We start from the raw sequence: 22,660 nt of genomic DNA, 5'->3' as shown, positions 1-22,660 counted from the left end.
CGGCGGAAGGCACGGGACACACCACACCAACAGCCCGAACCGACCCGGTTCCCGGAGCGCCGAAACCGCTTTCCTACTCCGGGTCGTTCACGAAACCGGCCACCGTCTCGGCGCCCGCCTCACGGGGGTCGAGCACCGTACGCAACGCCTCAGCGATCGCCGAAGCGCCGATCCCGTCGAGGTCACGCAGCGACAGGCCGCCCACGTCCACCAGCGCGGACCCCCCGGCGAAACCGTGCTCTCCCATCAGCTTCCCTCCATGCGTCCACCTTTTGACAGCCAACCGTGAAAGGACGGTGAGTACCGCCCTTTCCCAAGAACCGTTTTTGTTTTCGTCGTACGAAGTTCCTACCACGCACCTGTCGCTCCCTAACCTCTTCGCCTACGCTGATTGTGCATACACCTCCCTCAGGCAACATCCACCCGCACAACACAACACCGGGCTTTTTCACCGACGGGAAAACAAAGCCTGGTGGGGCCTATGTGAAACCGGAGGACACCGCGTGACCGCTTCCCAAGGGGACCTCCCCAGCCGGGGCAAGAACCGATTCCCGGAGGTGTGGGGCAGGGTCCCGCCGCGCCACAAGAACTTCACCGGTCGCAGCGAACAGATCAACGAACTCCGCGCCGGTCTGCTCAACCAGGTCACGGCGGTGGTCCCGCACGGCCCGGCGGACCCGGCCGTCCCCCGCGCGCTCCAGGGCTACGGCGGTGTCGGCAAGACCCTGATGGCCGTGGAGTACGCCCACCGCTACCGCAGCGAGTACGACCTGGTCTGGTGGATCATGGCCGACCAGCCGGGCCTGGTGCGCTCGGCGCTGGCCCACCTGGCACCGCACCTGAACCTGCCCGGACCGGCGGTGACCGGGGTGGAGGAGGCCACCAACGGGGTCCTGGAGGCCCTGCGCAAGGGCGAACCGTACGCGCGCTGGCTCCTGGTCTTCGACAACGCCGACGAACCCGAGGAGCTCTCCGACGTCATCCCGCAGGGGCCGGGACACGTCCTGATCACCACCCGCAACCACCGGTGGGAGGGGGTCGCCGAAACCGTCCCGGTCAACGTGTTCGCCGAACACGAGAGCGTGGAGTTCCTCACCAGGCGCATCCCGCGGGGCATCACCGCCGAGGAGGCCGCCGAACTGTCCGAGGCCCTGGGCCACCTGCCCCTGGCCCTGGAACAGGCCGGCGCCCTGCAGTCCGAGACGGGCATGTCCACCCGGGAGTACCTGCACCTGCTCGCCGAGCGCACCGGCCCGCTCCTGCGCGAGGGCAAACCCCCCGAGTACCCCAAACCGATGACCGCGGCCTGGCAGCTCTCGGTGGCCAAACTCCAGGAGAACCTGCCCGAGGCGATGGAGCTGTTGCGCTGCTGCGCCTTCTTCGGCCCCGAACCCATCCCCCGCGACCTGTTCTTCCCGGTGGAGAACGGCCCCGTGCGCCCGGAGATGGCGGAACTGCTGGCCGACCCGATCCGGTTGAGCAAGGCCATCGGCCGCCTCGGCCGCTACGCCCTGGTCCGGCTCGACCAGGCCAACCGCACCATCCAGGTGCACCGGCTCATCCAGGCCCTGCTGCGCGAGGAGCTGGACGAGCGGACCCAGGAGTCGATCCGGGTCGAGGTGTGGTCGCTGCTCAGCGCGGCGGCACCGGACACCTTCACCGACGCACCCGCCCAGGCGCGCTACCTCGAACTGCTCTCCCACATGCGCCCGGCCGGGATCGCCGAATCCGACCTGCCCCAGGTACGGCGCTTCGCGCTGAACATGCTGAACTTCCTGTACGTGTCCGGCAACTACGAGACCGCCAGCCGCTACGCCCGCGACTTCATCGAGAAGTGGACGGCCGACTCCGGCGACGAGGACCCCTTCGTCCTGGAGGCACAGGCCAAGTACGCCAACCGGCTCCGCGACCTGGGACGCTACGTCGAGTCGCACGACCTCAACCGGGCCATCCTGCCCAGGATGCGCCGCACCCTGGGCCCCGCCCACCCGGAGACCCTGTCGGTGCTCTCCGGCCTCGGTGCGGACTACCGGGCCCACGGTGACTTCTGGCAGGCGCGCGAACACGACGAGGAGGTGCTGCGCCAGCACCAGGAGGCCTTCGGGCCGGGCGACACCGCCACCCTGCGCGCCCTGTACAACCTGGCCCTGGACTACGCGCTGACCAGCGACTTCGCGGAATCACAGCGCAAGCACGAACGCGCGTACATGCTGCTCAAGCGCAGCGGGCCGGCGGGCGGCTCGCCCACGCTGCTGACGTTCTGGTTCGGACTGGCCCAGGCGGTACGCCTGTCCGGCGACTTCACCGAGGCGTGCGACCTGGGCGAGGACGCGCTCGCCTACGGCCGGGACCAGCTGGGCGTGGAGGACCCGCGCACCCTGCGCACCCAGGTCGACCTGGCGATCGCCCGACGGCTGTCCGGGGAGCTGGACGAGGCGCTCGAACTCGGCCAGGACGCCCACTCGCGCTACCTGCGGCTGCACGGCATCAACCACCCCAGCACCCTCGCCGCGGCGATGTGCCTGGCCAACCTGTTGCGGATGACCGGCGAACTGGCCGGCGCCCTGGAACTGGCCGAGGACACCGACATGCGCTACGCCCAGGCCTACGGCGCCGACCACCCCTACAAACACGGGTGCACCAGCAACGTGGCCCTGCTGTACCGGCTGACCGGCGACCCGGCCCGGTCCCGGTCGATGAACGAGTCGGCGCTGACCGCCCTGGAGGCCAGGCTCGGCCGCAACCACCACTACACGCTGGCGGCCGCCACCAACCTGGCCAGCGACCTGGCCGCCCTCGGCGAGGCCAAGAACGCCGCCCGGCTGGGCCGCGGCACCCTGCGCCGCTACCGCGCCCTGCTGGGCGAGGAACACCCGAGCACCCTGGCCTGCGCCTCCAACCTGGTGCTGGACCTGCGCGGCGAACAGGAGACGGAGGAGGCCGAGGAGCTGGCCGAACGCACCCTCACCGGCTACGTGCGCACCCTGGGCCGCGAGCACCCCTTCACCGGCGCCCTGGCCGAGGGGCGCAGGCTCGTCGCCGACTTCGACCCGCCCCTGCTCTGAACCGGCTCAGCCGTTGCGCTCGCGCCACCGGGCCAGGTGGGCGCGGGCGGCGGCCCCGGCCGCCTCCTCGGCCTCGGCCGGGACCGGCTCGGCCAGCCAGCGGCGCAGGGTCCGGTCGGCGGCGCCGAGGAACCTCCCGCCCTCGGCGGTGAGCCTGCCGGACCCGGCCAGGGCCAGGGAGGCGTCCGCGGTGGAGCGGCGCCAGTGCGCGAACTCGGCATGGGCCCTGCGGGCCGCCTCCCCCGCGAGGGTGTGCCGGTGCCTGCGCCAGAACCCGGCCACCCCCAGGTGGGCGTACACCCCCTGGAGCAGCCCCGAGGCGGGCCGGGGGTCGGGGCGCCAGGGCGCGTAGTAGCGGCTCCCGTCCTCGGGCAGGGTGAGGTCCACCAGGTCGAGCAGGGCGGTGAGCTTGGCGTGCTGCACCTCGTGGGCGAAGGTGAGGGCCAGCAGCACCGGGTCGGGCGGTGTGGACAACCCCAGGTTGCCGAAGGCGTGCCGGGCGGTGGCGCTGGTGTGCAGGCGCCCGCCCGGGGCGGTGACGGGCGTCAGGGTGACCACGGTGTCCTCGGTCTCGGCCGCCACCGTCCAGTGGTGGTCCACCAGCAACCGCCACGCCCCGCACAGGGTCCGGCGCCAGTGGTCGAGCTCCCGCGCCCCGAGCCGACGGGCCACCGGGACGGCACCGGGCATGCGGTCGGGGTCCTGGTCGTCCAGGAGCAGCTCGATCCGCCTGCCCCGGTGCTCGGCGGACAGCCGGCGCAGGGCCTGCCAGCCGGGTGCGTCCTCGTGCGGGTCCTCGGGGACCACCACCCGCGGGCCGCGCTCCGCCCGTACCGTGGCCGGGCCGCCACCGGTCTCGAACAGCGCCCGGCCGGCCCGCGCCCCGACCAGGGCGCGCCCCAGGGACGGCAGCGGCACGGTGGGGCCGTCCAGCGGTACCTCGATCCGCGCGTCGACACCGCCGCGCAGCGCCGCGGCGGCCGCGACCGCCGCCATCCCGTCGGTCCGGGGCTCCTCCGAACGGTGTCCGGCCAGGGCCAGGGCGGTCCGCCGCGCCCACACCCCCACGGTGGGTTGGCGCAGCACCGCGGCCACCCGGTCGGGCGCGTTCTCCTGGGCGCGGACCAACAGCTCGTAGGCGTCGCCGACCCGGTCGGCCTCGGGGTGCTGTGCCTCGCGTGCCGCGTCGACGACCCGGCGCAGCAGCATGAGGTGTTTGCCGAACTGGGCCAGGCGCAGGAAGGAGGTGGCCCCGCTTCCACCGCCGCCGCGTGCCAGGGCGTCGAACACCGGAGCCGGAACCGGGTCTGGCATCAGAGCCCCTCCCTGATCCGGGCCACGTCCGCGGCCACGGTCTGGTGGATGTGCGTGATCAGGTGGAACAGGTCCGCGCAGTACACGGAGGGGTTGCGGAAACCGTTCCCGCTCCGGTAGCGGTGCGGGTAGAGCCCGCCGCCGCAGACACGGGACAGCGGACAGGCGGCGCAGGTGGGGCTCAGGGCCCTGGCCCCGATCTGCCGGGCGGCGACCGAAGGCAGATAGAGGGCGTCGTCGAAGCTGTGCGTGAAGGTGTGCAGGGGTGTGCCCGCCGCCCCCTCGAAAGCCGACTTGAGGCTGTCGACCTGTTCGATGCTGCCGTCGGTCTCCACCACCACGAGGGCGGCCGGGGACAGGCCGACGCTCTCGGTGCGGGAGGGGCTACCCAGGACGAGGCGGATGATCTCGTTGAACATGCGGATGTTGGTCTCGCGCTCGGCCGCTCCGTACCACCGGTCGAACACGGACGCCAGCCAGGCCCCGTAGCGGGGTTCGGTCGGCGACCACCCCGGAGGCGGCTCGTCCCAGTTGCCGTGGGGAAGGAGGAAGTCGACACCGGGCGGGCCGTACTCCAGGAGGTGCTCGTAGGTGGTGACCGGGTCCGACTCCAGGTCGACGGTGGTGAGCAGGCCCGACATCAGGTGGCTGCCGCGGGTGTTGAGCCGTTCGATCCCCGCGCGCACCTCGGCGTGGGTGCCGCGCCCGTCGGCCCGGGTGCGGTGGCGGTCGTGGTCGGCCTCGGCCCCGTCGATGCTCACCCCGACACGGATGCCGAGCTCCTCGAACAGGTCGAGGAAGTGGGAGTCGATCAGGACCCCGTTGGTCTGCATCCTCAGCGCGACGCGGACGTCGGGTTCGCAGGCCTTGCGCAGGGCCTGGACCGTGTACCGCAGGTGGTCGAGGCCGACCAGGAGGGGCTCGCCGCCGTGGAGGACGACGTCCACCCGTTCGCGCCCGTGGGTCCGGGAGTGTTCGGCGATGCGTTCGGCGACCCGGTCGACCGTGGGTCGGGCCATGCGCCGGGGTTGGCGGCGCCAGCCCTGGTCGGCCATCTCGTACATGTAACAGTAGTCGCAGGCCAGGTTGCAGCGGCTGTGGACCTTGAGGATGAACTCACGAAAGGGTGTGGGCCGCCACCCCTGTCCGAGGAGTTGGTCGACATCCATGTCCTCGGGCCATTCGGGGCGTCTTTCCGGATCGCTGTTGCCGACCATGCTGACGACCTCCTGGGATGACGGAAAACGAGAAATACGACTGGTTATCGCTTTTGTCGATCTATGTCCTCCCCTTGGGCATCCGCAAACCTCACCCATGGGTAGTCCACCCCCGCGCCGTGGTGCAGGCGAGCTGACCCGAGGGCCCGTTCCGCGGGGAAGAGCCGGTTCAGCTGCCCTCGGCGATTCTTCCCGGGCTGCCGCCGCCAAACGTCATGATCCCCAAGAAAATGACCGCTTGCGGCCAGAGAAAAAGGATTGGCCATTACCCGAGAGAGGCAGAAGAACCTTGTCGCGACACACAGAAATCATCGTTTCGTCGCTTCTTTTCCGCGGCCCGGCCCAGCGCCACCGCACCACCGGGGAGCCCGGGGAAGAGCGACCCCGATCCCGCCCCGCCCGTGTCGCCACGCCCCTCCCCGGACGCCCTCCCGGACCAGCCCTGGCCGCGATCGCCGCACTGACCCTGGCAGCCACCGCCTGCACCAACCCCGAGACCGAGCACACCGCCGCAGGCTCCGAACCCTCCCCCGGCGACGAGGAACACGCCCCCCGAACCCTGAGCGTCCTGGGCACCGGCGACATTCTCGTACACAGCCCCATCTGGGAACAGGCCAAACGCGACGGAGGCGGGGAGTTCGACTTCGCGCCGATGTTCGAGGGGATCTCCCCGGCCCTGGACGGCGCCGATCTGGCCCTGTGCCACCTGGAGACACCCCTCGCCCCGGAGGAGGGCCCCTTCACCGGATACCCGGTCTTCAGCTCCCCGCCGCACGTCGCGGAGGGGATCGCCGCGACCGGGTACGACGGCTGCTCCACCGCCTCGAACCACACCCTGGACATGGGCGAGGACGGTGTCGTGCGCACCCTGGACGCCCTGCAGGAGGCCGGACTCGGGGCCGCGGGCAGCGCCCGCACCGAGGAGGAGGCCCGCACACCGCAGATCTACGAGGTCTCACCCGCCGACGGAGGGGATCCGGTACCGGTCGCCCACCTGTCCTACACCTACGGCTTCAACGGCTTCCTTCCGCCCGAGGGCAAGGAGTGGATGGGCAACCTCACCGACGAGGAGGCGATCCTGGACGAGGCCGCACGCGCACGCGAGGCCGGGGCCGAGATCGTCGTGTTGTCGATGCACTGGGGCACCGAGTACTCCCACGAGGCCGACGAGGAACAGCGGGAACTCTCCGACCTGGTCACCTCCGACGACATCGACCTGATCCTGGGCACCCACGCCCACGTGGTGCAACCGGTGGAGCGGATCGGGGGCGAGTGGGTCGTCTACGGGATGGGCAACCAGCTCTCCGGGCAGTCGACCCCGCCCATCGACTCCCGCCGCGAAGGGCTCATGGTCAGGGTGGAGTTCACCGAGACGGCCCCGGGCGAGTGGGAGAGCGGCAGCCTGGAGGCCGCCCCCACCTGGATCTCCCTGGAGCCGGACACCCACCTGGTCGACCTGGCCGGAGCGCTGGCCGACGAAACCCTGCCCGAGAACGACCACGAGGTCTACCAAACCGCCCACGACCGCATCATGGGGTACGTCGACGGCCTCGGGGTGAGCGCGGACCCGGGCTTCGTCGCGGTCGAGTGAACCCGCACCGCCGGGCCCCGAACCACACGACCAGGACCCCGCAGGCCTCGCGCCGACGCCCGCGCCGGCCGGCCGGCGCGTGCTCCCGCAGACCGGTTTTGGCCGTTCCGCCCTGCACGGGGCCCCGCACGGGTTACCCTGATCCCGTTTCGGCCACCCTCATCACGTTCGGTGACACTTCCATGACTGAGCGACTCATGACCGCTATCTCCCGCTGCCTCGACTGGGCGAACGAAGCCGACCCGCCGCCCCTGCTGCAGGTGGACGCGCTGGTCCTCCTCCTACACGCCCACGAGGACGCCGGTGCACACGAACCCGGCGACTGGACGGTCGACGACGTGCACGAGGTCGCCGCCCTGCTCACCGAACGGGAGGAACTGCCCGAACACCTCCGGGACACCTGGCTGTCCTGGTGCGACCACCTCGTCTCCTGCGGCGCACTACTGTCCGCCGAGAGCCCGCGCAGGCTGCGCACCGCCATCGAACAGGTCGACCTGACCCCCGGCACCCCCACCGGCCCCCGAGCCGAGCCCCTGGCCGAGGCCGCCGCACCGCTCCTGGAACGGCTGGGACACGGGGAGACCGGGGAACCCCCGCTGCTGCTGCCGTTCGTGCCCGCCCCCCTCAGCGAACTGGACGCCCGGGCCGGGGCCGTCAACACCCTGCACCAGGCCGCCAGGCTGGCCGCCTGGGTGGACCCGGACCGGCTCCTGCGCCCGGGCACCGACCACGACGACCTCTGCGCGACCGACACCGCCCAGGCCGCCGAGGCCCTCGGAACCACACCCCAGGACGTGCGTTCCCTGTTCACCGTGGCCCGTTCGGCCGGCCTGCTCCGCACCACCTACCTGCACGTACTGCCCGGACCGGCCGCGCACGCCTGGGCGCACGAACGGCCCGGAGCCGCCGCCGACGCCTGGGCGGACGCCCTGACCACCATGGCGGCGATCCCCGGCCCCGCCCCGTTCCTGGTACTCACCGAACTCTTCCTGTCCGGCCGTGCGCACACACCCGCCGAACTGGTGCACGCCTGCGGGCCCGGCACGGCCCCGGGCCCGGAATCCGCCGAACAGCACGTACACCGGATACTGACGGCACTGGCCGGCCTCGACGCGGTACAGCAGGTCGCCAACGGGCGGTACCGCATCTCAGCCCTGGGCGACCACTGCGCCGCCCGCCGCCTACGCGCCTCCGGCATCGAGGTGCCGACGGCCCCGTCGGTGACGGCCCTGGACGCCGAAGCCTTCCTGGGCGTGCTGGAGGAGGTCCGACCCGTGGACGTGGGGACCCTCCTGGACCGCTGGATCACCGGACAGCCCTCACCGGAGACCGCCGCCCGAACCCTGGTCAACGCCGGTCTGCCACCGGTCGGTGCGGACGCCGGAACCTTCGTCCGCACCGTGGCCGAGCGCCCCTGGGCCGACGTGGTCCTGGCCCTGACCGCGGAGTGCCCGCTGAAGGGCACCGCCGAACTCGCCCGATAGACCCCCGCTCCCGCCCCCCGGACGGCCCCCCGGGGGGAAACCGCTCAGCCCGGAGTCGGCACGGGACGACGGTCCCGCCAGGGGACGGCCTCCTCCAGCTGGGCGGCGACCGCCAACAGCAGGTCCTCCCGGCCGTGGGCGGCCACGAGCTGCACCCCGACCGGCAGGCCCTCCCGGCTCTGGGCCAACGGCAGACTGACAGCCGGATTGCCGGAGACGTTGAACGGCGCGGTGAAGGGGCCGTGCGCGTAGATGTCGCGCAACCAGGAACGCACCGTGTGCCCGGCCCCGTGGTCGAGGGTGCCGTGCGGCAGCGGCAGCCCCGCCAGGGTGGGGGTCACCAACAGGTCGTACCCCTGGAAGAAGCGCCCCACCGGCCCGGTGACCCGGTGCTGGGCCTGGAGGCAGGCCACCACGTCCAGGGCGCCGTACCCCCGCGTCTCGGTGAGGATCCGCGCCGGAACCGCCTCCATCAGGGCGGGATCGGGGGGCCTGGGGCCGCTGAACAGGGCGGCCGTGGTCGAGATCGCGGCGAGCAGTGACGCCTCCACCACGTCCTCGGCCTCGAACTCCGGCGCCCCCTCGGCCACCGCGTGCCCGATCCACTCCAACACCCGGCCCACGTCACGGGCGGCCTCGGCGACCTGCGGATCCACCCCGGTCTCCGCCCAGGGGCGGGTACTCACCGCGACCCGCAACCGACCGGGACCGGTGCGCAGGGCTTCGAGGTGGGAACCCCGGAGCGGCGGCGGGGCCGCGTGCTTCTCCCCCACGGGCGGAGCACCCACCAGGTCGAGCAGCAGCGCGGCGTCACGCACGGTCCGGGTCAGACCGAACTCGCAGACCAGCCCGAAGGCCGCCTCCCCCACCAACGGCCCGCACGGCACCCGCCCCCGGCTGGGTTTGAGCCCGACCACACCGCAGGCCGAGGCGGGCACCCGGAGCGAACCCCCGCCGTCGTTGCCGTGCGCGAAGGGCACCGCCCCCGCCGCCACCAGCGCGGCCGAACCACCGCTGGAACCGCCGACCCCCCGCCCCGGGTCCCACGGGTTACGGGTGACGCCGTACGCCGAGGACTCCGTCGCGAAACTCAGCCCCAGCTCGGGCGCGGTGCTCTGCCCCAGGGCCACCAGACCGGCCGACCGGAACCGGGCCATCACCTCCTGGTCGACCGCACCCACCGCCCCGTGCAGCGCTCGGCTGCCCAGGGTGAAGGGCACACCCCTGGCCACGGGACCGCTGTCCTTGACCACGAAGGGCACACCGGCGAGCGGGCCGCCCGGGTCATGGGGAAGCCCGGGCTCGAAGAGCGGGCGGGTGAGCGCGTTGAGGTCGGCGTCGGCAGCGGCCAGACACTTCCTGGCCACCGCCTCGACCTCGTCGGGGGTCACCTCACCCGAGCGCAGCGCCGCCGCCAGAGCGGTCGCGTCCAGGTTCGCGTACTCATGGGCGTCCAAGGTCAGTCCTTCAGAACGAGCTCGTAGGCCAGCAGGTCGACCCCCGGAACAGGACACCAGTCACGTTCGGGCAGACGGACGAACCCGTGCGCCTCGTACAGGCGCTGCGCGCCCCGCATCACCGTCTGGGTGCTCAGCACCAGACGGGACAACCCCTCCTGCCCGGCGCGGTCCACCACCGCACCCACCAGGGCCGCGCCGACCCCGCGCCGCTGCACCGACGGATCGACCGCGAAAGCGCGCACCTCCGCCTCCTCCGGGCCCCGGGCGGTCTCGCTGTGCGGCCCCCAGGGCACGAACGCGACCGTACCGGCCACGCGCCCGTCCACCAGGGCCACCAGCACCTCGTCCCGCCCCTGCCAGCCCAGCTCCCGGAGGGTGTCGGCGTAGGAGGGGCTCGCGTCCAGCAGGCCCTGGGCCCCGTAGGCCAGGACCCGGAGCTCACCGATGGCCCGCCGCTCGGAGGGCAGCGCTGTCCGAATCAACATGGACGCATTCAACCAGGCCGCGGGGCGGCGTCTCCACGGGTTTCTGCCGCCCGCCGCGGACCGGTAGCCTCGCAGGCGCCACCGCACCCGTCGAGAGGTCCCCCATGAGTCGCAACGTCCTGGTCACCGGTGCCGCCCGAGGGGTCGGCCGGGCCGTGGCGACCGCCTTCGCCGAGGCGGGGGACCGCGTCGCCGTGCACTACGGAACCCGCCGTGCGCAGGCGGAGGCCACCCTGGCGGCCCTGCCCGGGCAGGGCCACGTCCTGGCCGGGGCCGACCTGCGCGACCCCGAGGCAGCGGCCGCACTGGTCGAGCGGGCGGTCGAGGGCCTGGGCAGCGTGGACGTGCTGGTGAACAACGCCGCCGTCAACCTCCCGCACCCGGTCGCCGACACCTCCTACGAGGAGTGGCAGTCGGCCTGGCGGGAGACGGTGGAGGTCAACGTGTTCGGGGCGGCGAACGTCTCCTACCTGGTGGCCCGGCACATGATCGACCGTGGCCACGGGGGCCGCATCGTCAACGTCGGTTCGCGCGGCGCCTTCAAGGGCGAGCCCGACCACCCCGCCTACGGGGCCAGCAAGGCCGCCCTGCACTCGCTCGGCCAGTCCCTGGCGGTGGCCCTGGCCCCGCACGGCATCGCGGTGGCCTCGGTGGCCCCGGGCTTCGTGGAGACCGAGCGCGTGTCCGCCCGACTGACCGACCGGGTCCGCGCCCAGAGCCCCTTCGGCCGGGTCGCGGCACCGGAGGAGGTCGCCTCCGCGGTGCGCTACCTCGCCTCACCCGAGGCCACCTGGACCTCGGGCGCCGTCCTGGACCTGAACGGCGCCTCCCACCTTCGCTGACCCGGGCCCGGCCGCGCCGGAACGGAGTCCGGGCAGCGGGCTCCCCTGCCCACTATCGGGATTCCAGGATTCGGAGGCACGGACAGACCGTTAACGGAACCAGAATACGGTTTTTCCTGCTGGATGCCGCTTTTGCCCAAGACCTGAAAACCCCTTTCAGCGGCCTTCTTCCCACGATGTCCCCGAAATCGCACCACAACCCCGCACACTCGCTGTAGAAGGAGAGGAGGAAACGCAGCGCGAGGACAACCCGGGGGCACCCATGTCATCCCACCACCCGCAAGCGCCCTCACCCCGCCGGTTCTCGGCCCGCCCGGTCTCCCTGCTGCCCACCGAGGAACTCGCCCGCAGGGCACTGGACTCCCCGCTGATGCGCGCCACCGTCGGCCTCTCCCGCTGGTGCGGCCCCGTCACCCCCGTGGACGCGGACGGCCTGCCGGACCTGCACGACACCCTCACCGCGATCAGCGAGTTCGGCCTGTGGCCCCGAACCCTGTGCCGCGACCCCGAACACCGCTCCGCCTGGACAGCGAAGATCACCTCACCCGCCCAGGCCGAGGACTTCCTCATCCCCTGGCACACCGCCCGGCACCTGGGCATGATCGAATTCGAGGCCGGGCAGGCCCGCCCCGCCCCCGAACTGGAACGGTGGCTCGGCTCCACCGGACGCGTCCTGCACTGGTGGACCCTCGCCTTCCACCAGTGCGCCGAACGCGCCCTGCGCGGCACCGCCGGACTCGACCCCCGCACCGCCCTGGGCCGCCTCTACGAATCCCCAGACGGAGCCCGCGTCCCCCTACGACTGCTCACCCAGGAAATCCTGCCCGCCCGGCAAACCCACTACCTGCCCACCCGCCACCCGCCCTGGAGCACCGCCCTGCTGACCCGCGCCCTGTGGCAGCTCAACGACGCCGGAGCAATCACCCTGGGCTGGCACACCCGCGGAACCGCCACCACCGGAACACACGGCCCCCGCCCGGAACCGGCCTGGGTACAGCTCACCGACCTCGGCCGCTTCGGCATCCGCCAACTGCTCCTCGCCGAGGAGCAACCCGCACCCCTGACCGAGGAGTTCATCCGGCTCGGCGCCGACGGGTTCCTCGACGCCCTGGCCGACCTCTCCCCCGACGGCCAACTCGTCGCACTCACCGCCTGGCTGGACGCGCGCCCGCCGGACCGCGCCCTGCGGGAAATCGTCTCGGCCTCGTCCGGGCCCGGGCTGTCCCTGCGCCGTTGGAACGCCACCATGGCGCTGGGCTCCATCAGCTCCCGGATCGAACCGGAACTCCGCGCCCTGCTCCGCAACAGGGACCCCACCGTGGTCAGCCTGGCCTCCGTGGTCCTCCTGGCCTCAAGGATGCTCACGGCCCCCGAACAGGACGGACTGACCTCCGCCTACGGCCACTGGACCGCCATCGACATGTTCGCAGCGGCCACCTGCCTGGGCGAGACCGGACTGAAGTCCTTCCTGGGCTCGGAGGCGGCCGAGGGCATCGACCGGTTCCTGCTCAACGACGTCCCACGCCTGTGGAACCCCGAACACCCCGAAACCCGCGAGGTCCTGCGCCTCCTGGGACGCCACCACCCCGACCCGTCGATCGCGGCCAGGGCCCGCGCGGCCGAAACCCACGCACCGCCCCCCGCCTGAGCCCCGCCCAGCACACCGGACGGAACACCCCGGAACCGCAGCCCCACCGACGTCAGCGGGGCCGGGGAGACCGCCCCCCACGGGCGACCTCCCCGGCCCCGGACCGCACAGCGGACACCACCGGGGTCAGGACACCAGGTCCCGCTCCCGACCCGCCCCGTGCCTACGACGCCTGCGCCGGAGCACGACGAGACCGAAGAACAGCGCGGCCGCCATCGTCGCGACCATGATCGCCAGGAAACCCCACGGTCCGACCATCGGGCTGACGATCAGCGGGATCGCCGCAGCGGTGACCAGACCACCGCCGAAGAACGGCTCGAAGACGAGCTGCTTGTACCCGAACGCCGGGTAGGCCGGCGTCCTGGCCTCGGGGTCGGCCACCCGCATCAGAACCATGCCGGTGGCGGTGACCCCCAGGGACTGGCCGAACTCGCCGATACCCCGCTCGAACCAGTAGTCAGGCATGATCCGCGGAGCCAGGAAGAGGAAGGCGCACAGACACCACAGCACACCCGCCACGGACAGGACCGCGAACGCGACGATGTTGTCGGCGATGGCCCGCAGGGACAGCGTCGCCATGGCGGCGATGACGAGCACGTCCAGGGACATCCCCTGGATGCGCTCCACCGACCGCGCGTCGACGATGTCGTTGCGGTCGAACCGGTCGATGAACAGCTGCACGATGATGCCGCCGATCATCGCCAGCGGGAACAGCGGCACGAAGGCCATGACCTCGATGGAGTCGGCCCACACCAGCTGCTCGACCCACTGCAGGGCCGACAGGAGCAGCTGGCCGATGAGCACCGCGAGGGCGACCAGGCCGAAGTGCAGGGTCAGCGGGTCCATCGACGAGGGGTGGATCGTCAGCATCGACCCGGCGGTGCGGTTCTCCCGCTCGACCAGACCGGCCTGCTCCCCTTCGGTACCCCTGCTGTCAGCGCTGATCACGTTGGTCCTGCCCCGGCGCACACCCCAGTTGATCAGGATGATGCCGATGATCACGCCGGAGAGCAGCCCGACGGTGGCCATCCCCAGGGCCACGTCCTGGCCCTGGGCCCAACCGACCTGGTCGAAGGTGCTGCCCAGCCCCGCGGCGGTGCCGTGGCCGCCGAGGAAACCGATCTCGATGAGCGCACCCGAGATGACCGGGACGTCGAAGAACGGCGCCAGGACCAACAGGGCCAACAGCAGACCGATGACGTACTGACCGCTGGCGACGGTGATCCCGAAGGACAGGTTGGGCCCGGCCAGGTCGACCGCCTCACGCAGCCTGGGCATCCGTTTGCCCAGGAAGAGGCTGGCGAAGACCACCGAGATGAGCAGTCCCGGCAGAGCCGACCACACCGACATGACGTCGGCCCCAAAGAGCCCGCCCTCGGCCGCCCGTTCCGCGAAGCCGACCGCGACGCCCCGGTCGGCCAGCAGGCCCGTGGCCCAACCGAGGACGTCCGGGCCGAGCAGCAGCGCGATACCGCCGCCGATGATCGAGCTCGGCAGGTACAGCCGCTGCGTCAGCTTCCATCTGACCCGGACGAACTTCGAGATCAGCAACAGCACCCCCAGCAGGAGGAGCGCGAGGCCAACGGTGTCAGGGGACATATATCCACCTCTCAATACGGTCCCGCAGGCGTGCAGGGGCATGGGTGTGCCCCTGCGGGCACACGGGGCCCGCGGCGGGGCGCCCGACCGGGCAGGGGCTGTGGCTGGGAGGTAGATCGCGCACGGGCAAGCGGCTCAACTTACGCGAACGCCTGGGGAATCCTACACACGGTGACGACCCGTCCGACCCCGGCCCCGACCTCCGCGAAGCACCGGTCGGCCTCCGGCACCCACAGCTCCGACGCACCCCTCCCACCAGCACAGGTCCCGACGGAACCGGAAAGTACGACGGTTGAAGCGTTCCGGGCCCGCGCGACGCCGGCAGCGGCTACCCGCCCCCGCCGGAATCCACACGTCCCCGGCCCCGGGAACCACGGTGAGGATGATCATGCCCGTCGCCCCGAACACCCCCGGCCCCGGTCCCGGGCCGCCCGGCGCGAGGACGGCGGCGGGCCGCGGCCGTGTACGCGGACCGGGTACCCGGGCTCCCGGGTTCGTACCGATCTGTGCGAAACCGCCCCGCGGCCCCGCCCCGGAGCGGTAGAAGAGGTGTGGACCAACATCCTCCGAAGAGAACGCATACCCCCAGAAGAGAAACCGGGAGCGGACGTGCCCTCTCACAACCCGTCGGACCCGGAGCACCCGCCGCTCGCCGCCAGGCCCGTGTCCCTGCTGCCCACCGACGTCCTCGCCCGCATGGCCCTGGACTCCCCGCTGCTGTGCGACGCCCTCAGCCTGGCCCGGTGGAGTGCCCCGGCCATCCCGGTCACCCACCACGGGGTGCCCGGCATCGACGACGCCCGCACCGCGATCACCAGATTCTCGCTCTGGCCGCACGACCTGCCCGGGCGGACCGCCGAACGCACCACCTGGCTCGGCGGACTCCACTCCGCGGCCGACGTCGCCCACTTCGTCGTACCCTGGTCCGCGGCCCTGCGCCTGGGCCTGGTCGAGATCAACGCCTCGCACGCCCGGCCCGCCCACGACCTGGAACAGCAGACACGCGATCCCGACCGGGTGCTGTCCTGGTGGTTCCGGGAGTTCGAGCACACCATCGAGAACGCCCGGGGCGACCTGGTCCGCCCCGACCGGCCCGCCCCAGGGACCACCGGCCCCGAACTGCTCCCCGGGGTCCTGCGCCACCTCTACGAGGCCCCCGACGGCTCCCGACCCGACCTGGACACACTGGCCAGGGAGGCGCTGGACTCCCCCGCACCGTCCGCTCCCCGGACGACCTCCCCCCTGCTGCACGTGCTGTGGCAGCTCTCCGACACCGGCGCCGTCGCCCTGGACCACAGCCCAGCCGACGCCCCCGGACAGGGCGGCCACTGCACCGTCGAACTCACCGCCCTGGGCCGCTACGGGGTCCGCCGCCTCCTGTTGGAGGTGGGCATCCACGCACCCCTCGTGGACACCCTCGCCGAGGCCGGGGCCGCCCGGTTCCTGGACGCACTGTCCGTCCTGCCCTTCGAGGACCGGCTCGCCGAGGCCGGCCCCTGGCTGGACCGGCGCGGCCCCCACCGGGCACTGCGTCAGATCGCCGCGGTCGTCTCCGGCCCGGGCCTGGCCCTGCGCCGCTGGGTGGGCACCCAGGTCCTCAACACGACCAGCTCCGAACTCGAACCCGAACTCCGCTCCCTGCTGCGCTCACCGCACCCCGCCGTCGCCAGCATGGCGGCGGTCGTCCTCCTCTCCTCCGGGATGCTCACCCAGCGCGGCCTCGACCGGATGCTGGGCGAGTACGGCCCCTGGGTGGTCCTCGACATGATCGCCGCGGCGATGACCCCCGACAACGCGGGCCTGCCCGACTTCCTCTCCTCCGAGGGCACCCCCGACGTCGAGCAGATCGTCCTCGACTCCCCCGACCTGCTCCGTCTGCGCGCCCACCCCGACGCGCTGCCCGTGCTGGAGGCCCTGGGACGGCACCACCCCGACCCCGACACTTCCGGCAAGGCCCGTGCGCTGGCCGAACGGATACGCGAGGACCACTGATCCGCGCGGCGGCCCGAGCCGGGACCCGGGGCCGCGCCCGGTGTCCGGCCCTGCCGGGCGGGACTCCGGGCAGGGGCCGGTGACGTTCCGACGGTCGCTCCGGTCGGCTGCTCCCTCGATTTCCCGGAACCAGCGTCTTTACGACGTAGATTCACAGGCCCGGCCGGGGTCCCGAAGCAAAGGCCCTGGTGCCCGCCGGGAACGCCCGCCCGGACTGCGCCCCGAGCTACGTGATCCTGGACAACCTGTCCGCCCACAAGCGCAGCGACATCCGCCGCTGGGCGAAGAAGAACAGGGTCGAGTTGTGCTTCACCCCGACCTGCGCCTCGTGGGCCAACCCCATCGAGGCGCACTTCGGACCGCTTCGCCAGTTCACCATCGCGAACTCGCACTACCCCAACCACACTGTGCAGACACGGGCCCTGCACGCCTACCTCCGCTGGCGCAACGCCAACGCCCGCCACCGCGATGTCCTGGCCGCCGAACGCAAGGAGCGCGCCCGCATCCGCAGCGAGAAAGGGATCCGCTGGGGCAGACGCCCCCCGCCACCGCAGGCTGAACGATCCAACGAATCTACCCGGTCACAGCACTGGGGAGCAGGGGGCCACCGGGCAGGCGAACCGCTCGTGACCATGGACTCATGCGGGCGAGAGCATCTCCTGAAGGATGCGCTGCAGCTCGGTGCGGTCCCGCGGAGTGATCCTCGCCAGTCTGCGGTCGTACTCCGCCGCGAGGGCTGCAAGTGCACGATCCCGTGCCGCTGTGCCCTCAGCGGTTAGTACGAGCCGGTGACGCCGCAGGTCCGCGTCGTCGATCTCGCGCCGGATGAAACCCTTGGCGACGAGGTTGCGAACGTAGACCGTCACACTCGCCTTGGGGAGCAGCAGTGCCGTCGCGATCTCGGCCGGGTACGGCGATGCCTCCACCTCGGCCAGGACGAAAAACTCCTTCGTCTCCAACCCGAGCTCGGCCAGCTCCCCCGTGCAGGCATCCATCACAACGCCCAGCAGCCGCTGGTTCAGCGTCCACAGCTGCGCCCCGTCAACTGACATACCACTCCTCCGTCCATATGGTACATTTTCGTATTAGTTTCATATCGTACAATAAATTGACTTGTACTGGACTCCTATGGAACAACAATGTCACGAAGGAAGCCAGGCATGCTTAAGCACCTCACGATCCCGCGCGGTCCCATCAACCTCGCCGCGGACCTCCACCTGCCCGACAACGCCGGCAGCAGCCCAGCACTGCGCGCCGTGGTGCTCTCCACCCCGGGCAGCAGCGTGAAGGAGCAGATCGGCGCCAATTACGCCTCCCGTCTCGCCGCCCGCGGCATCGCGGCGCTCGTCCTCGACCCCGCCCATCAGGGTCAGAGCGAGGGCGAGCCCCGCGACCTCGAAGACCCCTACCGCCGAGGTGAGGACATCTCCTACGCCATCGACGTGCTCACCACGACCCCCGGCATCGACCCGCAGCGCATCGGCGCCCTCGGCATCTGCGCCGGTGGCGGCTACACCGTGCACACCGCTCGCACGGACCACCGCATCAAGGCGGTCGGCACGGTCGTCCCCGTCAACATCGGCGCCGCGTTCCGCAGCTTCTCCCCCGACGGTCCGGCCGCAGCACTCGACGCCCTCGCGGACGCACGGACCGAAGAGGCCCGCTCCGGCGAGACGACCCGCGTGAACTGGCTGCCCGCCACCCTGGAGGACGCCACGACAGCGGGCCTGACCGACATCGACACCACTCAAGCCGTCACCTACTACCGCACCGAGCGCGGTGGTAACGAACACTCCACGAACCGGCGCCTCTTGCGCAGCGACTCCCTCCTGCTGGGCTACGACGCGTTCCACCTGGCCGATCGGCTCATGACCCAGCCACTCCAGGTCATCCTCGCCGGACGCATCGGCAACACCGGCTCCTACGACACCGGCACGCAGCTGTGGAAGCTGGCCCCCAACCCCGTCGACCTCATGGTGATCGACGGCGCGGGCCACTACGAGATGTACGACGAACCCGAATACGTCGACGCTGCCGTCGAACGACTCGCCAGCTTCTATGCGAACAACCTGTAAGGCATCCGAACCGGCGAACCTTCCCGGTCAGAGCGCTAGCCGTCCAGCGCGTCGAGGTAGGTCCAGGCGCCCCCGTGGCGCAGGAAACGGCTGTGTTCGCGGAGTTCACCCTCCCGGCCTCCCTCCCGGAAGACCGCCCGGAACTCGACCGTGCCCTCGTTGTGGAAGGGGGTTCCCGCACCGGTGTCGAGAATCTCCAGCCGCACCCACTCGGTTCGGGGATCCAGGTCCACACCGGACGGCCGGGTGTCGGGATGCCAGGACCGCAGCAGGTACCCCTCGTCGCCGACCGCGAAGGCGCTGTAGCGCGAACGCATCAGGTCCTCCGCGGTGGCAGCCTTCGCCGAGCCCTCGTGCAACCGGCCGCAGCACCGCCCGTACACCGTGGGCCTACCGCAGGGGCAGGGCAGGTCAGCGGAGTGGGACGGCCGAGGGCGGAAGCTGCGCTTGGACATGCCCCCATTCTGGCGGCTGTTCGCCACCCCTTCGGCCCGCCCCCTGCGGCCCGCTGCCCGCACAGGGCCGTGTCCGACGAGGGGATCGGGCTCGGCCCTGCGACCACGACACCCCTAGCGGATCGGACGTCGTGGTTCGGGCGGCGGGAACCACCGGGGCGGTGGCCCGTCATCGGGTGCGGGACGTGGACGAGGGATCGGGAGGGCGTTTCCGTGCCGGATTGCGATGTCCATCCACAGGGTTAGTACCCAGTCCCCCAACGGATCCGAAACCCGCGATCACCGGCTTTTCGGCTTTCCTTCCGTTTCCGTCCGTCCCACCGCCGCGGCGGGCACGCCTGCGGGGCTAGGCTCCGGGACGGTTCCACGAGGTGATGACGGAACGGCCGTGCTCCGTACCCAGGGTGCTGACGGAGCCGGTGTCGAGGCGGAACAGGGCCCCGCCCGAAGGAGGCAGACCCAACCGCCGGGCCGTGAGCGCGCGCAGGACGTGGCTGTGGGCCACCAGCGCCACGTCGCCGCGTTCGAGTGCCGACGCCGCGTCGGCGAGGACCCGGTCGGCCCGCGCCCCCACCTGCTCGGGGTTCTCTCCCGGATGCTCCGGCGGCCCCGGGGGCACCCCGTCGGTCCACAGGTTCCAACCCGGCCGGTCCCGGTGGATCTCGGCGGTGGTGACCCCCTCGTAGGCCCCGTAGTCCCACTCGGCGAGATCGGGATGGACCACGGTGTCGGTGAGCCCGGCGAGCTCCGCGGTGCGCGCCGCCCTGCCCAGCGGGCTGGTGAGCACCAGTTCGAACCCCCGCTGCGCCAGCAGCGGGCGCAGCGCCCGCGCCTGGCGTTCCCCCTCTTCGGTCAGCGGCAGGTCGGTGCGCCCGGTGTGCCGGCGCTCCCTGCTCCATTCGGTCTGCCCGTGCCTGACGAGTACCAGTTCTCCCACCCGGACGTCATGCCCCGCGCACCGGCCGCGCAAGCCCTCCGCCGGGCTCGGGGCCACAAAAGCGGGGACGCACCCGTCCCCGGCCCCGCCCCGGCACCGGTCCCGCACGGCCGCGGAGCGGGGGTCGACCGCCGACAAAAGCCACGGAAAACCATAAAGCACCCGCAGGCCCGAACAACGAAGAACACCCGGACGGAGCCGGGATATGATCCGAGGCGATCATCCGGAACGACGCGAATAATTCACCGCGCCCAGGAAAAGGAAGAAGAAGAGAAAATGCCCACCGTCGAATGGAACCGAAAAACCTGGGGCAAAACCCACTCCTGGGAACGGAGCGGAGACGAGTGGGCCTTCATGGCCGCCTACTGCCGCCAACCCTACGAGGCGTGGAAGGGCAGCCTCGTCGACACCCTGCTGGCTCCGGGGGCCGGCCGGGGCACGGCCCTGGAGATCGGACCCGGGCACGGGCGCTGGACCGAGCACCTGCTGGCGCACTCCCCCAAGGTGTGGATCGTCGACGTCAACGAGAGCTGCCTGGACCGCTGCCGCGAGCGCTTCGCCGACCGCCCGGAACTCAACGTCCACCACACCCCCGGCTTCTCGATGGACCCGGTACCGGGCTCCTCGGTCGACTTCGTCTGGTCCTTCGACGTCTTCGTGCACCTGGACCCCGACGTCATCACGGGTTACCTCGGCGAGGTCTCCCGGGTCATGGCACCCGGCGCGAGCGCGGTCGTCCACCACGCCGGCAAGCCCGACTGGACCCTGAGGATGTCCCCGCTGACCCGCAGGGCCGGGCGCCCCGGCAGGATCGCGCAGCGCTGGCTGAGCCAGCGCCGTTGGCGCGACGACGGCAACCGCTCCGACGTCTCCCCCGGGGCCTTCGCCGCCTGGGCCCGGGACGCGGGCCTGACAGTGGTCGGCCAGCGCACCTCCTGGGGCCCCGAGGACCAGTACACCGTCGACAAGTACCGCGACTGCATCACCGAACTCCGCAAACCCGAATAGTCCGACATCCCGCAGAAACCAACGGCGCCCACACCGCGAAAAACATCTCGGGGCCAGGAGAACAGGCCACTTCCGCGATGGTGTTTTCCTAGGGTGGAAACGGCAGAAAACCCCTTTCCCGCACAGGCGGTCCACCGGATCCCCTGTCGCGGTCCCACCCCCGAAGGAGCGGAATGTCCCCCCAGGAAATCGAGGAGTTCGCCCAGGGCCCGGAACCGGACCGTTCGGAGTGCCGGAGGGTCCCCAGGGAGGAGCTCGGGCCCGAGGAGTGCGATGCCTGTCTGACCTACGGGACCGCGGGCCCCGAACGGTGCTGCGGAGCCCCCAACGTGCCCGGCTACTCGAACTGCCGGTTCCACCTGTTCCACGCGATCAACGGCGGTTACACGGTCAGCAAACTCAGGGTCGGGTGTGACGAGGCACGGTTCCCGGCGGCGGACCCCTACGCCTGAGCAGGGCGCGGAGCGCACCGGCGCTCCCGGGACCGGCCTCACCGCACCGCCCATGAGCCGGGGAACCGCCGAACGTGGACCCGGTCGCCTCCGGCGGCCGGGTCCACCGCGACGGGCCCGCAGACACCGCCCCGGGCACCGCCGTGTCAGTCAGCGCCGGGAGGGGACGCGGTCACAGGTTCTTCTGGTCGACGTCCCACTCGGGGTCGGCGCACAGCCCGCAGTCCTGCCCGACGAACCGCTCCGCGGCCTCCGCGTCGTCCTTGAGGTGCCACTTGAGCCAGGCGGTCCCGACCCGCCCGTACTCGCCGCCGTCGGGCTCGGCGAAGGTTCCGTAGTGGCCGACGTCGAGGTGGCCCATGAAGGCGGGCAGCCCGTCCGGCAGGTCCCGCCAGTCGTTGAGCGCGTTGCCGTAGGCGATGTCGTCGGGGCCGCCGGTGAAGTAGGCGACCGGGGCGTGCAGGTGGGAGAGCCGGTCGGGGTCGCGGTCGCTGAACATGCCGCTGTTCCAGATCACCGTGGTGGTGATCCGGGGGTCGTCGGCGACCTCATAGGTCTCCAGGCCGCCGCACGACTGGCCCATGACGGCGATCCGGTCGGTGTCGATCCTGCCGCGGTACTCGCTGAACAGGCGGGTGTTCGCGGATTCCGCCCAGTCGACGGCCTCGGTGAGCATCTCGGCGTCGGTGCTGCCGGAGCCGCCGGGCCTACCGTTGGCGATGACCAGGAAGCCGTGCGAGGCGAACTCGGTGAGGATGTTCTCGAACCACGTCCCGTCGGCACGGCAGGCGCCGTTGCCCCAGGCCACCACCGGCAGCGGTTCGTCGTCGGGCAGCTGCAGGGGACGGTAGACGGTGTGCTCGCGCAGCCGCCATTCGGTGACGTATCCGGCCTCGTAGGGGCCGGTGCCGCCGGCGGTCTCGGGTGCGGCGGCCACCGCCGCACCCGAGGGTGCCCAGAGCAGGGCTCCGGCCATGAGCGAACCTGCGAGCACGGCCAGGCATCTTCGGGCAAGCTTCGCTGTTCCCATTGCGTT

General features: G+C 71.7%; 19 protein-coding genes and 1 pseudogene. 10 read left to right on the top strand and 10 right to left on the bottom strand.

What is annotated here, in order from left to right:
• Nucleotides 1-73 precede the first annotated feature (73 nt).
• Nucleotides 74-247 carry an FxSxx-COOH cyclophane-containing RiPP peptide gene (fxsA, locus tag AC0VYD_RS11595; protein ID WP_475479875.1) on the bottom strand — a complete coding sequence of 58 codons (174 nt, stop codon included), beginning with the start codon at nt 245-247 and terminating at the stop codon, nt 74-76.
• Between the two features lie 256 nt (nt 248-503).
• Between fxsA and fxsT the strand changes: the two genes are divergently transcribed.
• Nucleotides 504-3,065 (top strand): FxSxx-COOH system tetratricopeptide repeat protein, encoded by a 2,562-nt coding sequence (gene fxsT / locus AC0VYD_RS11590; protein ID WP_475479874.1) that lies wholly within the window; start codon nt 504-506, stop codon nt 3,063-3,065.
• 6 nt (nt 3,066-3,071) lie between these two features.
• On the opposite strand, the gene AC0VYD_RS11585 is transcribed toward fxsT, so the two are convergent.
• The gene (locus AC0VYD_RS11585; RefSeq protein WP_475479873.1) at nt 3,072-4,379 is read right to left on the bottom strand and encodes an HEXXH motif domain-containing protein; all 1,308 of its coding nucleotides are present in this window, start codon (nt 4,377-4,379) and stop codon (nt 3,072-3,074) included.
• Entirely contained in the window at nt 4,379-5,596 is a 1,218-nt protein-coding gene (locus AC0VYD_RS11580; protein WP_475479872.1) for an FxsB family cyclophane-forming radical SAM/SPASM peptide maturase, read from the bottom strand. The genes AC0VYD_RS11585 and AC0VYD_RS11580 overlap by 1 nt, the downstream gene beginning before the upstream one ends.
• Before the next feature lie 289 nt (nt 5,597-5,885).
• Between AC0VYD_RS11580 and AC0VYD_RS11575 the strand changes: the two genes are divergently transcribed.
• Nucleotides 5,886-7,187 (top strand): CapA family protein, encoded by a 1,302-nt coding sequence (locus tag AC0VYD_RS11575; protein WP_475479871.1) that lies wholly within the window; start codon nt 5,886-5,888, stop codon nt 7,185-7,187.
• A 182-nt stretch (nt 7,188-7,369) separates the two neighbouring features.
• The gene (locus AC0VYD_RS11570; RefSeq protein ID WP_475479870.1) at nt 7,370-8,671 is read left to right on the top strand and encodes a hypothetical protein; all 1,302 of its coding nucleotides are present in this window, start codon (nt 7,370-7,372) and stop codon (nt 8,669-8,671) included.
• 44 nt (nt 8,672-8,715) lie between these two features.
• Here AC0VYD_RS11570 and AC0VYD_RS11565 read toward each other — a convergent pair whose 3' ends face one another.
• Together AC0VYD_RS11565 and AC0VYD_RS11560 are read right to left on the bottom strand one after the other, a co-directional pair.
• A complete protein-coding gene (locus tag AC0VYD_RS11565; RefSeq protein ID WP_475479869.1) occupies nt 8,716-10,128 on the bottom strand; it encodes an amidase in 1,413 nt (470 codons plus the stop codon).
• Nucleotides 10,129-10,130: 2 nt separating this feature from the next.
• Entirely contained in the window at nt 10,131-10,616 is a 486-nt protein-coding gene (locus AC0VYD_RS11560) for a GNAT family N-acetyltransferase (protein WP_475479868.1), read from the bottom strand.
• A 104-nt stretch (nt 10,617-10,720) separates the two neighbouring features.
• Here AC0VYD_RS11560 and AC0VYD_RS11555 point away from each other — a divergent pair, with 104 nt between their 5' ends.
• Nucleotides 10,721-11,458: an SDR family NAD(P)-dependent oxidoreductase gene (locus AC0VYD_RS11555; protein ID WP_475479867.1), complete on the top strand. Its 738-nt coding sequence runs from the start codon at nt 10,721-10,723 to the stop codon at nt 11,456-11,458.
• Nucleotides 11,459-11,720: 262 nt separating this feature from the next.
• Complete coding sequence (locus AC0VYD_RS11550; RefSeq protein ID WP_475479866.1) at nt 11,721-13,106, top strand: hypothetical protein; 1,386 nt, start codon at nt 11,721-11,723, stop codon at nt 13,104-13,106.
• A gap of 126 nt (nt 13,107-13,232) precedes the next feature.
• On the opposite strand, the gene AC0VYD_RS11545 is transcribed toward AC0VYD_RS11550, so the two are convergent.
• Nucleotides 13,233-14,705 (bottom strand): sodium/glutamate symporter, encoded by a 1,473-nt coding sequence (locus AC0VYD_RS11545; RefSeq protein WP_475479865.1) that lies wholly within the window; start codon nt 14,703-14,705, stop codon nt 13,233-13,235.
• Nucleotides 14,706-15,314: 609 nt separating this feature from the next.
• On the opposite strand from AC0VYD_RS11545, the gene AC0VYD_RS11540 reads away from it, so the two are divergent.
• Nucleotides 15,315-16,697: a hypothetical protein gene (locus AC0VYD_RS11540; protein ID WP_475479864.1), complete on the top strand. Its 1,383-nt coding sequence runs from the start codon at nt 15,315-15,317 to the stop codon at nt 16,695-16,697.
• Between the two features lie 200 nt (nt 16,698-16,897).
• A pseudogene (locus tag AC0VYD_RS11535) lies at nt 16,898-17,239 on the top strand (transposase); the annotation flags it as partial.
• A gap of 96 nt (nt 17,240-17,335) precedes the next feature.
• Here the strand turns inward: AC0VYD_RS11535 and AC0VYD_RS11530 are convergent.
• Nucleotides 17,336-17,749, bottom strand: coding sequence for a MarR family winged helix-turn-helix transcriptional regulator (locus tag AC0VYD_RS11530; RefSeq protein WP_475479863.1), 414 nt, complete (start codon nt 17,747-17,749; stop codon nt 17,336-17,338).
• A gap of 108 nt (nt 17,750-17,857) precedes the next feature.
• Here AC0VYD_RS11530 and AC0VYD_RS11525 point away from each other — a divergent pair, with 108 nt between their 5' ends.
• Entirely contained in the window at nt 17,858-18,772 is a 915-nt protein-coding gene (locus tag AC0VYD_RS11525; protein WP_475479862.1) for an alpha/beta hydrolase, read from the top strand.
• 35 nt (nt 18,773-18,807) lie between these two features.
• On the opposite strand, the gene AC0VYD_RS11520 is transcribed toward AC0VYD_RS11525, so the two are convergent.
• Together AC0VYD_RS11520 and AC0VYD_RS11515 are read right to left on the bottom strand one after the other, a co-directional pair.
• Nucleotides 18,808-19,227 carry a YchJ family protein gene (locus AC0VYD_RS11520; protein WP_475479861.1) on the bottom strand — a complete coding sequence of 140 codons (420 nt, stop codon included), beginning with the start codon at nt 19,225-19,227 and terminating at the stop codon, nt 18,808-18,810.
• Nucleotides 19,228-19,573: 346 nt separating this feature from the next.
• Nucleotides 19,574-20,164, bottom strand: coding sequence for a histidine phosphatase family protein (locus AC0VYD_RS11515; RefSeq protein ID WP_475479860.1), 591 nt, complete (start codon nt 20,162-20,164; stop codon nt 19,574-19,576).
• A gap of 276 nt (nt 20,165-20,440) precedes the next feature.
• On the opposite strand from AC0VYD_RS11515, the gene AC0VYD_RS11510 reads away from it, so the two are divergent.
• Complete coding sequence (locus tag AC0VYD_RS11510; RefSeq protein WP_475479859.1) at nt 20,441-21,172, top strand: class I SAM-dependent methyltransferase; 732 nt, start codon at nt 20,441-20,443, stop codon at nt 21,170-21,172.
• A 173-nt stretch (nt 21,173-21,345) separates the two neighbouring features.
• Nucleotides 21,346-21,624 (top strand): hypothetical protein, encoded by a 279-nt coding sequence (locus AC0VYD_RS11505; RefSeq protein WP_475479858.1) that lies wholly within the window; start codon nt 21,346-21,348, stop codon nt 21,622-21,624.
• A gap of 172 nt (nt 21,625-21,796) precedes the next feature.
• Here the strand turns inward: AC0VYD_RS11505 and AC0VYD_RS11500 are convergent, their stop codons facing one another.
• Nucleotides 21,797-22,654 (bottom strand): poly(ethylene terephthalate) hydrolase family protein, encoded by an 858-nt coding sequence (locus tag AC0VYD_RS11500; RefSeq protein ID WP_475479857.1) that lies wholly within the window; start codon nt 22,652-22,654, stop codon nt 21,797-21,799.
• Nucleotides 22,655-22,660 lie beyond the last annotated feature (6 nt).

Source organism: Nocardiopsis sp. iso_40, assembly GCF_056173285.1.
The sequence above is the reverse complement of the archived record's forward strand: the minus strand, read 5'-3'. Positions and strand labels throughout refer to the sequence as shown.

Coding starts and splice junctions, on each gene's coding strand:
- fxsA (WP_475479875.1), bottom strand. CDS start 247: ATGGGAGAGCACGGTTTCGCCGGGGGGTCCGCGCTGGTGGACGTGGGC.
- AC0VYD_RS11585 (WP_475479873.1), bottom strand. CDS start 4,379: ATGCCAGACCCGGTTCCGGCTCCGGTGTTCGACGCCCTGGCACGCGGC.
- AC0VYD_RS11580 (WP_475479872.1), bottom strand. CDS start 5,596: ATGGTCGGCAACAGCGATCCGGAAAGACGCCCCGAATGGCCCGAGGAC.
- AC0VYD_RS11570 (WP_475479870.1), top strand. CDS start 7,370: ATGACTGAGCGACTCATGACCGCTATCTCCCGCTGCCTCGACTGGGCG.
- AC0VYD_RS11560 (WP_475479868.1), bottom strand. CDS start 10,616: ATGTTGATTCGGACAGCGCTGCCCTCCGAGCGGCGGGCCATCGGTGAG.
- AC0VYD_RS11555 (WP_475479867.1), top strand. CDS start 10,721: ATGAGTCGCAACGTCCTGGTCACCGGTGCCGCCCGAGGGGTCGGCCGG.
- AC0VYD_RS11550 (WP_475479866.1), top strand. CDS start 11,721: ATGTCATCCCACCACCCGCAAGCGCCCTCACCCCGCCGGTTCTCGGCC.
- AC0VYD_RS11545 (WP_475479865.1), bottom strand. CDS start 14,705: ATGTCCCCTGACACCGTTGGCCTCGCGCTCCTCCTGCTGGGGGTGCTG.
- AC0VYD_RS11530 (WP_475479863.1), bottom strand. CDS start 17,749: ATGTCAGTTGACGGGGCGCAGCTGTGGACGCTGAACCAGCGGCTGCTG.
- AC0VYD_RS11525 (WP_475479862.1), top strand. CDS start 17,858: ATGCTTAAGCACCTCACGATCCCGCGCGGTCCCATCAACCTCGCCGCG.
- AC0VYD_RS11520 (WP_475479861.1), bottom strand. CDS start 19,227: ATGTCCAAGCGCAGCTTCCGCCCTCGGCCGTCCCACTCCGCTGACCTG.
- AC0VYD_RS11510 (WP_475479859.1), top strand. CDS start 20,441: ATGCCCACCGTCGAATGGAACCGAAAAACCTGGGGCAAAACCCACTCC.
- AC0VYD_RS11505 (WP_475479858.1), top strand. CDS start 21,346: ATGTCCCCCCAGGAAATCGAGGAGTTCGCCCAGGGCCCGGAACCGGAC.
- AC0VYD_RS11500 (WP_475479857.1), bottom strand. CDS start 22,654: ATGGGAACAGCGAAGCTTGCCCGAAGATGCCTGGCCGTGCTCGCAGGT.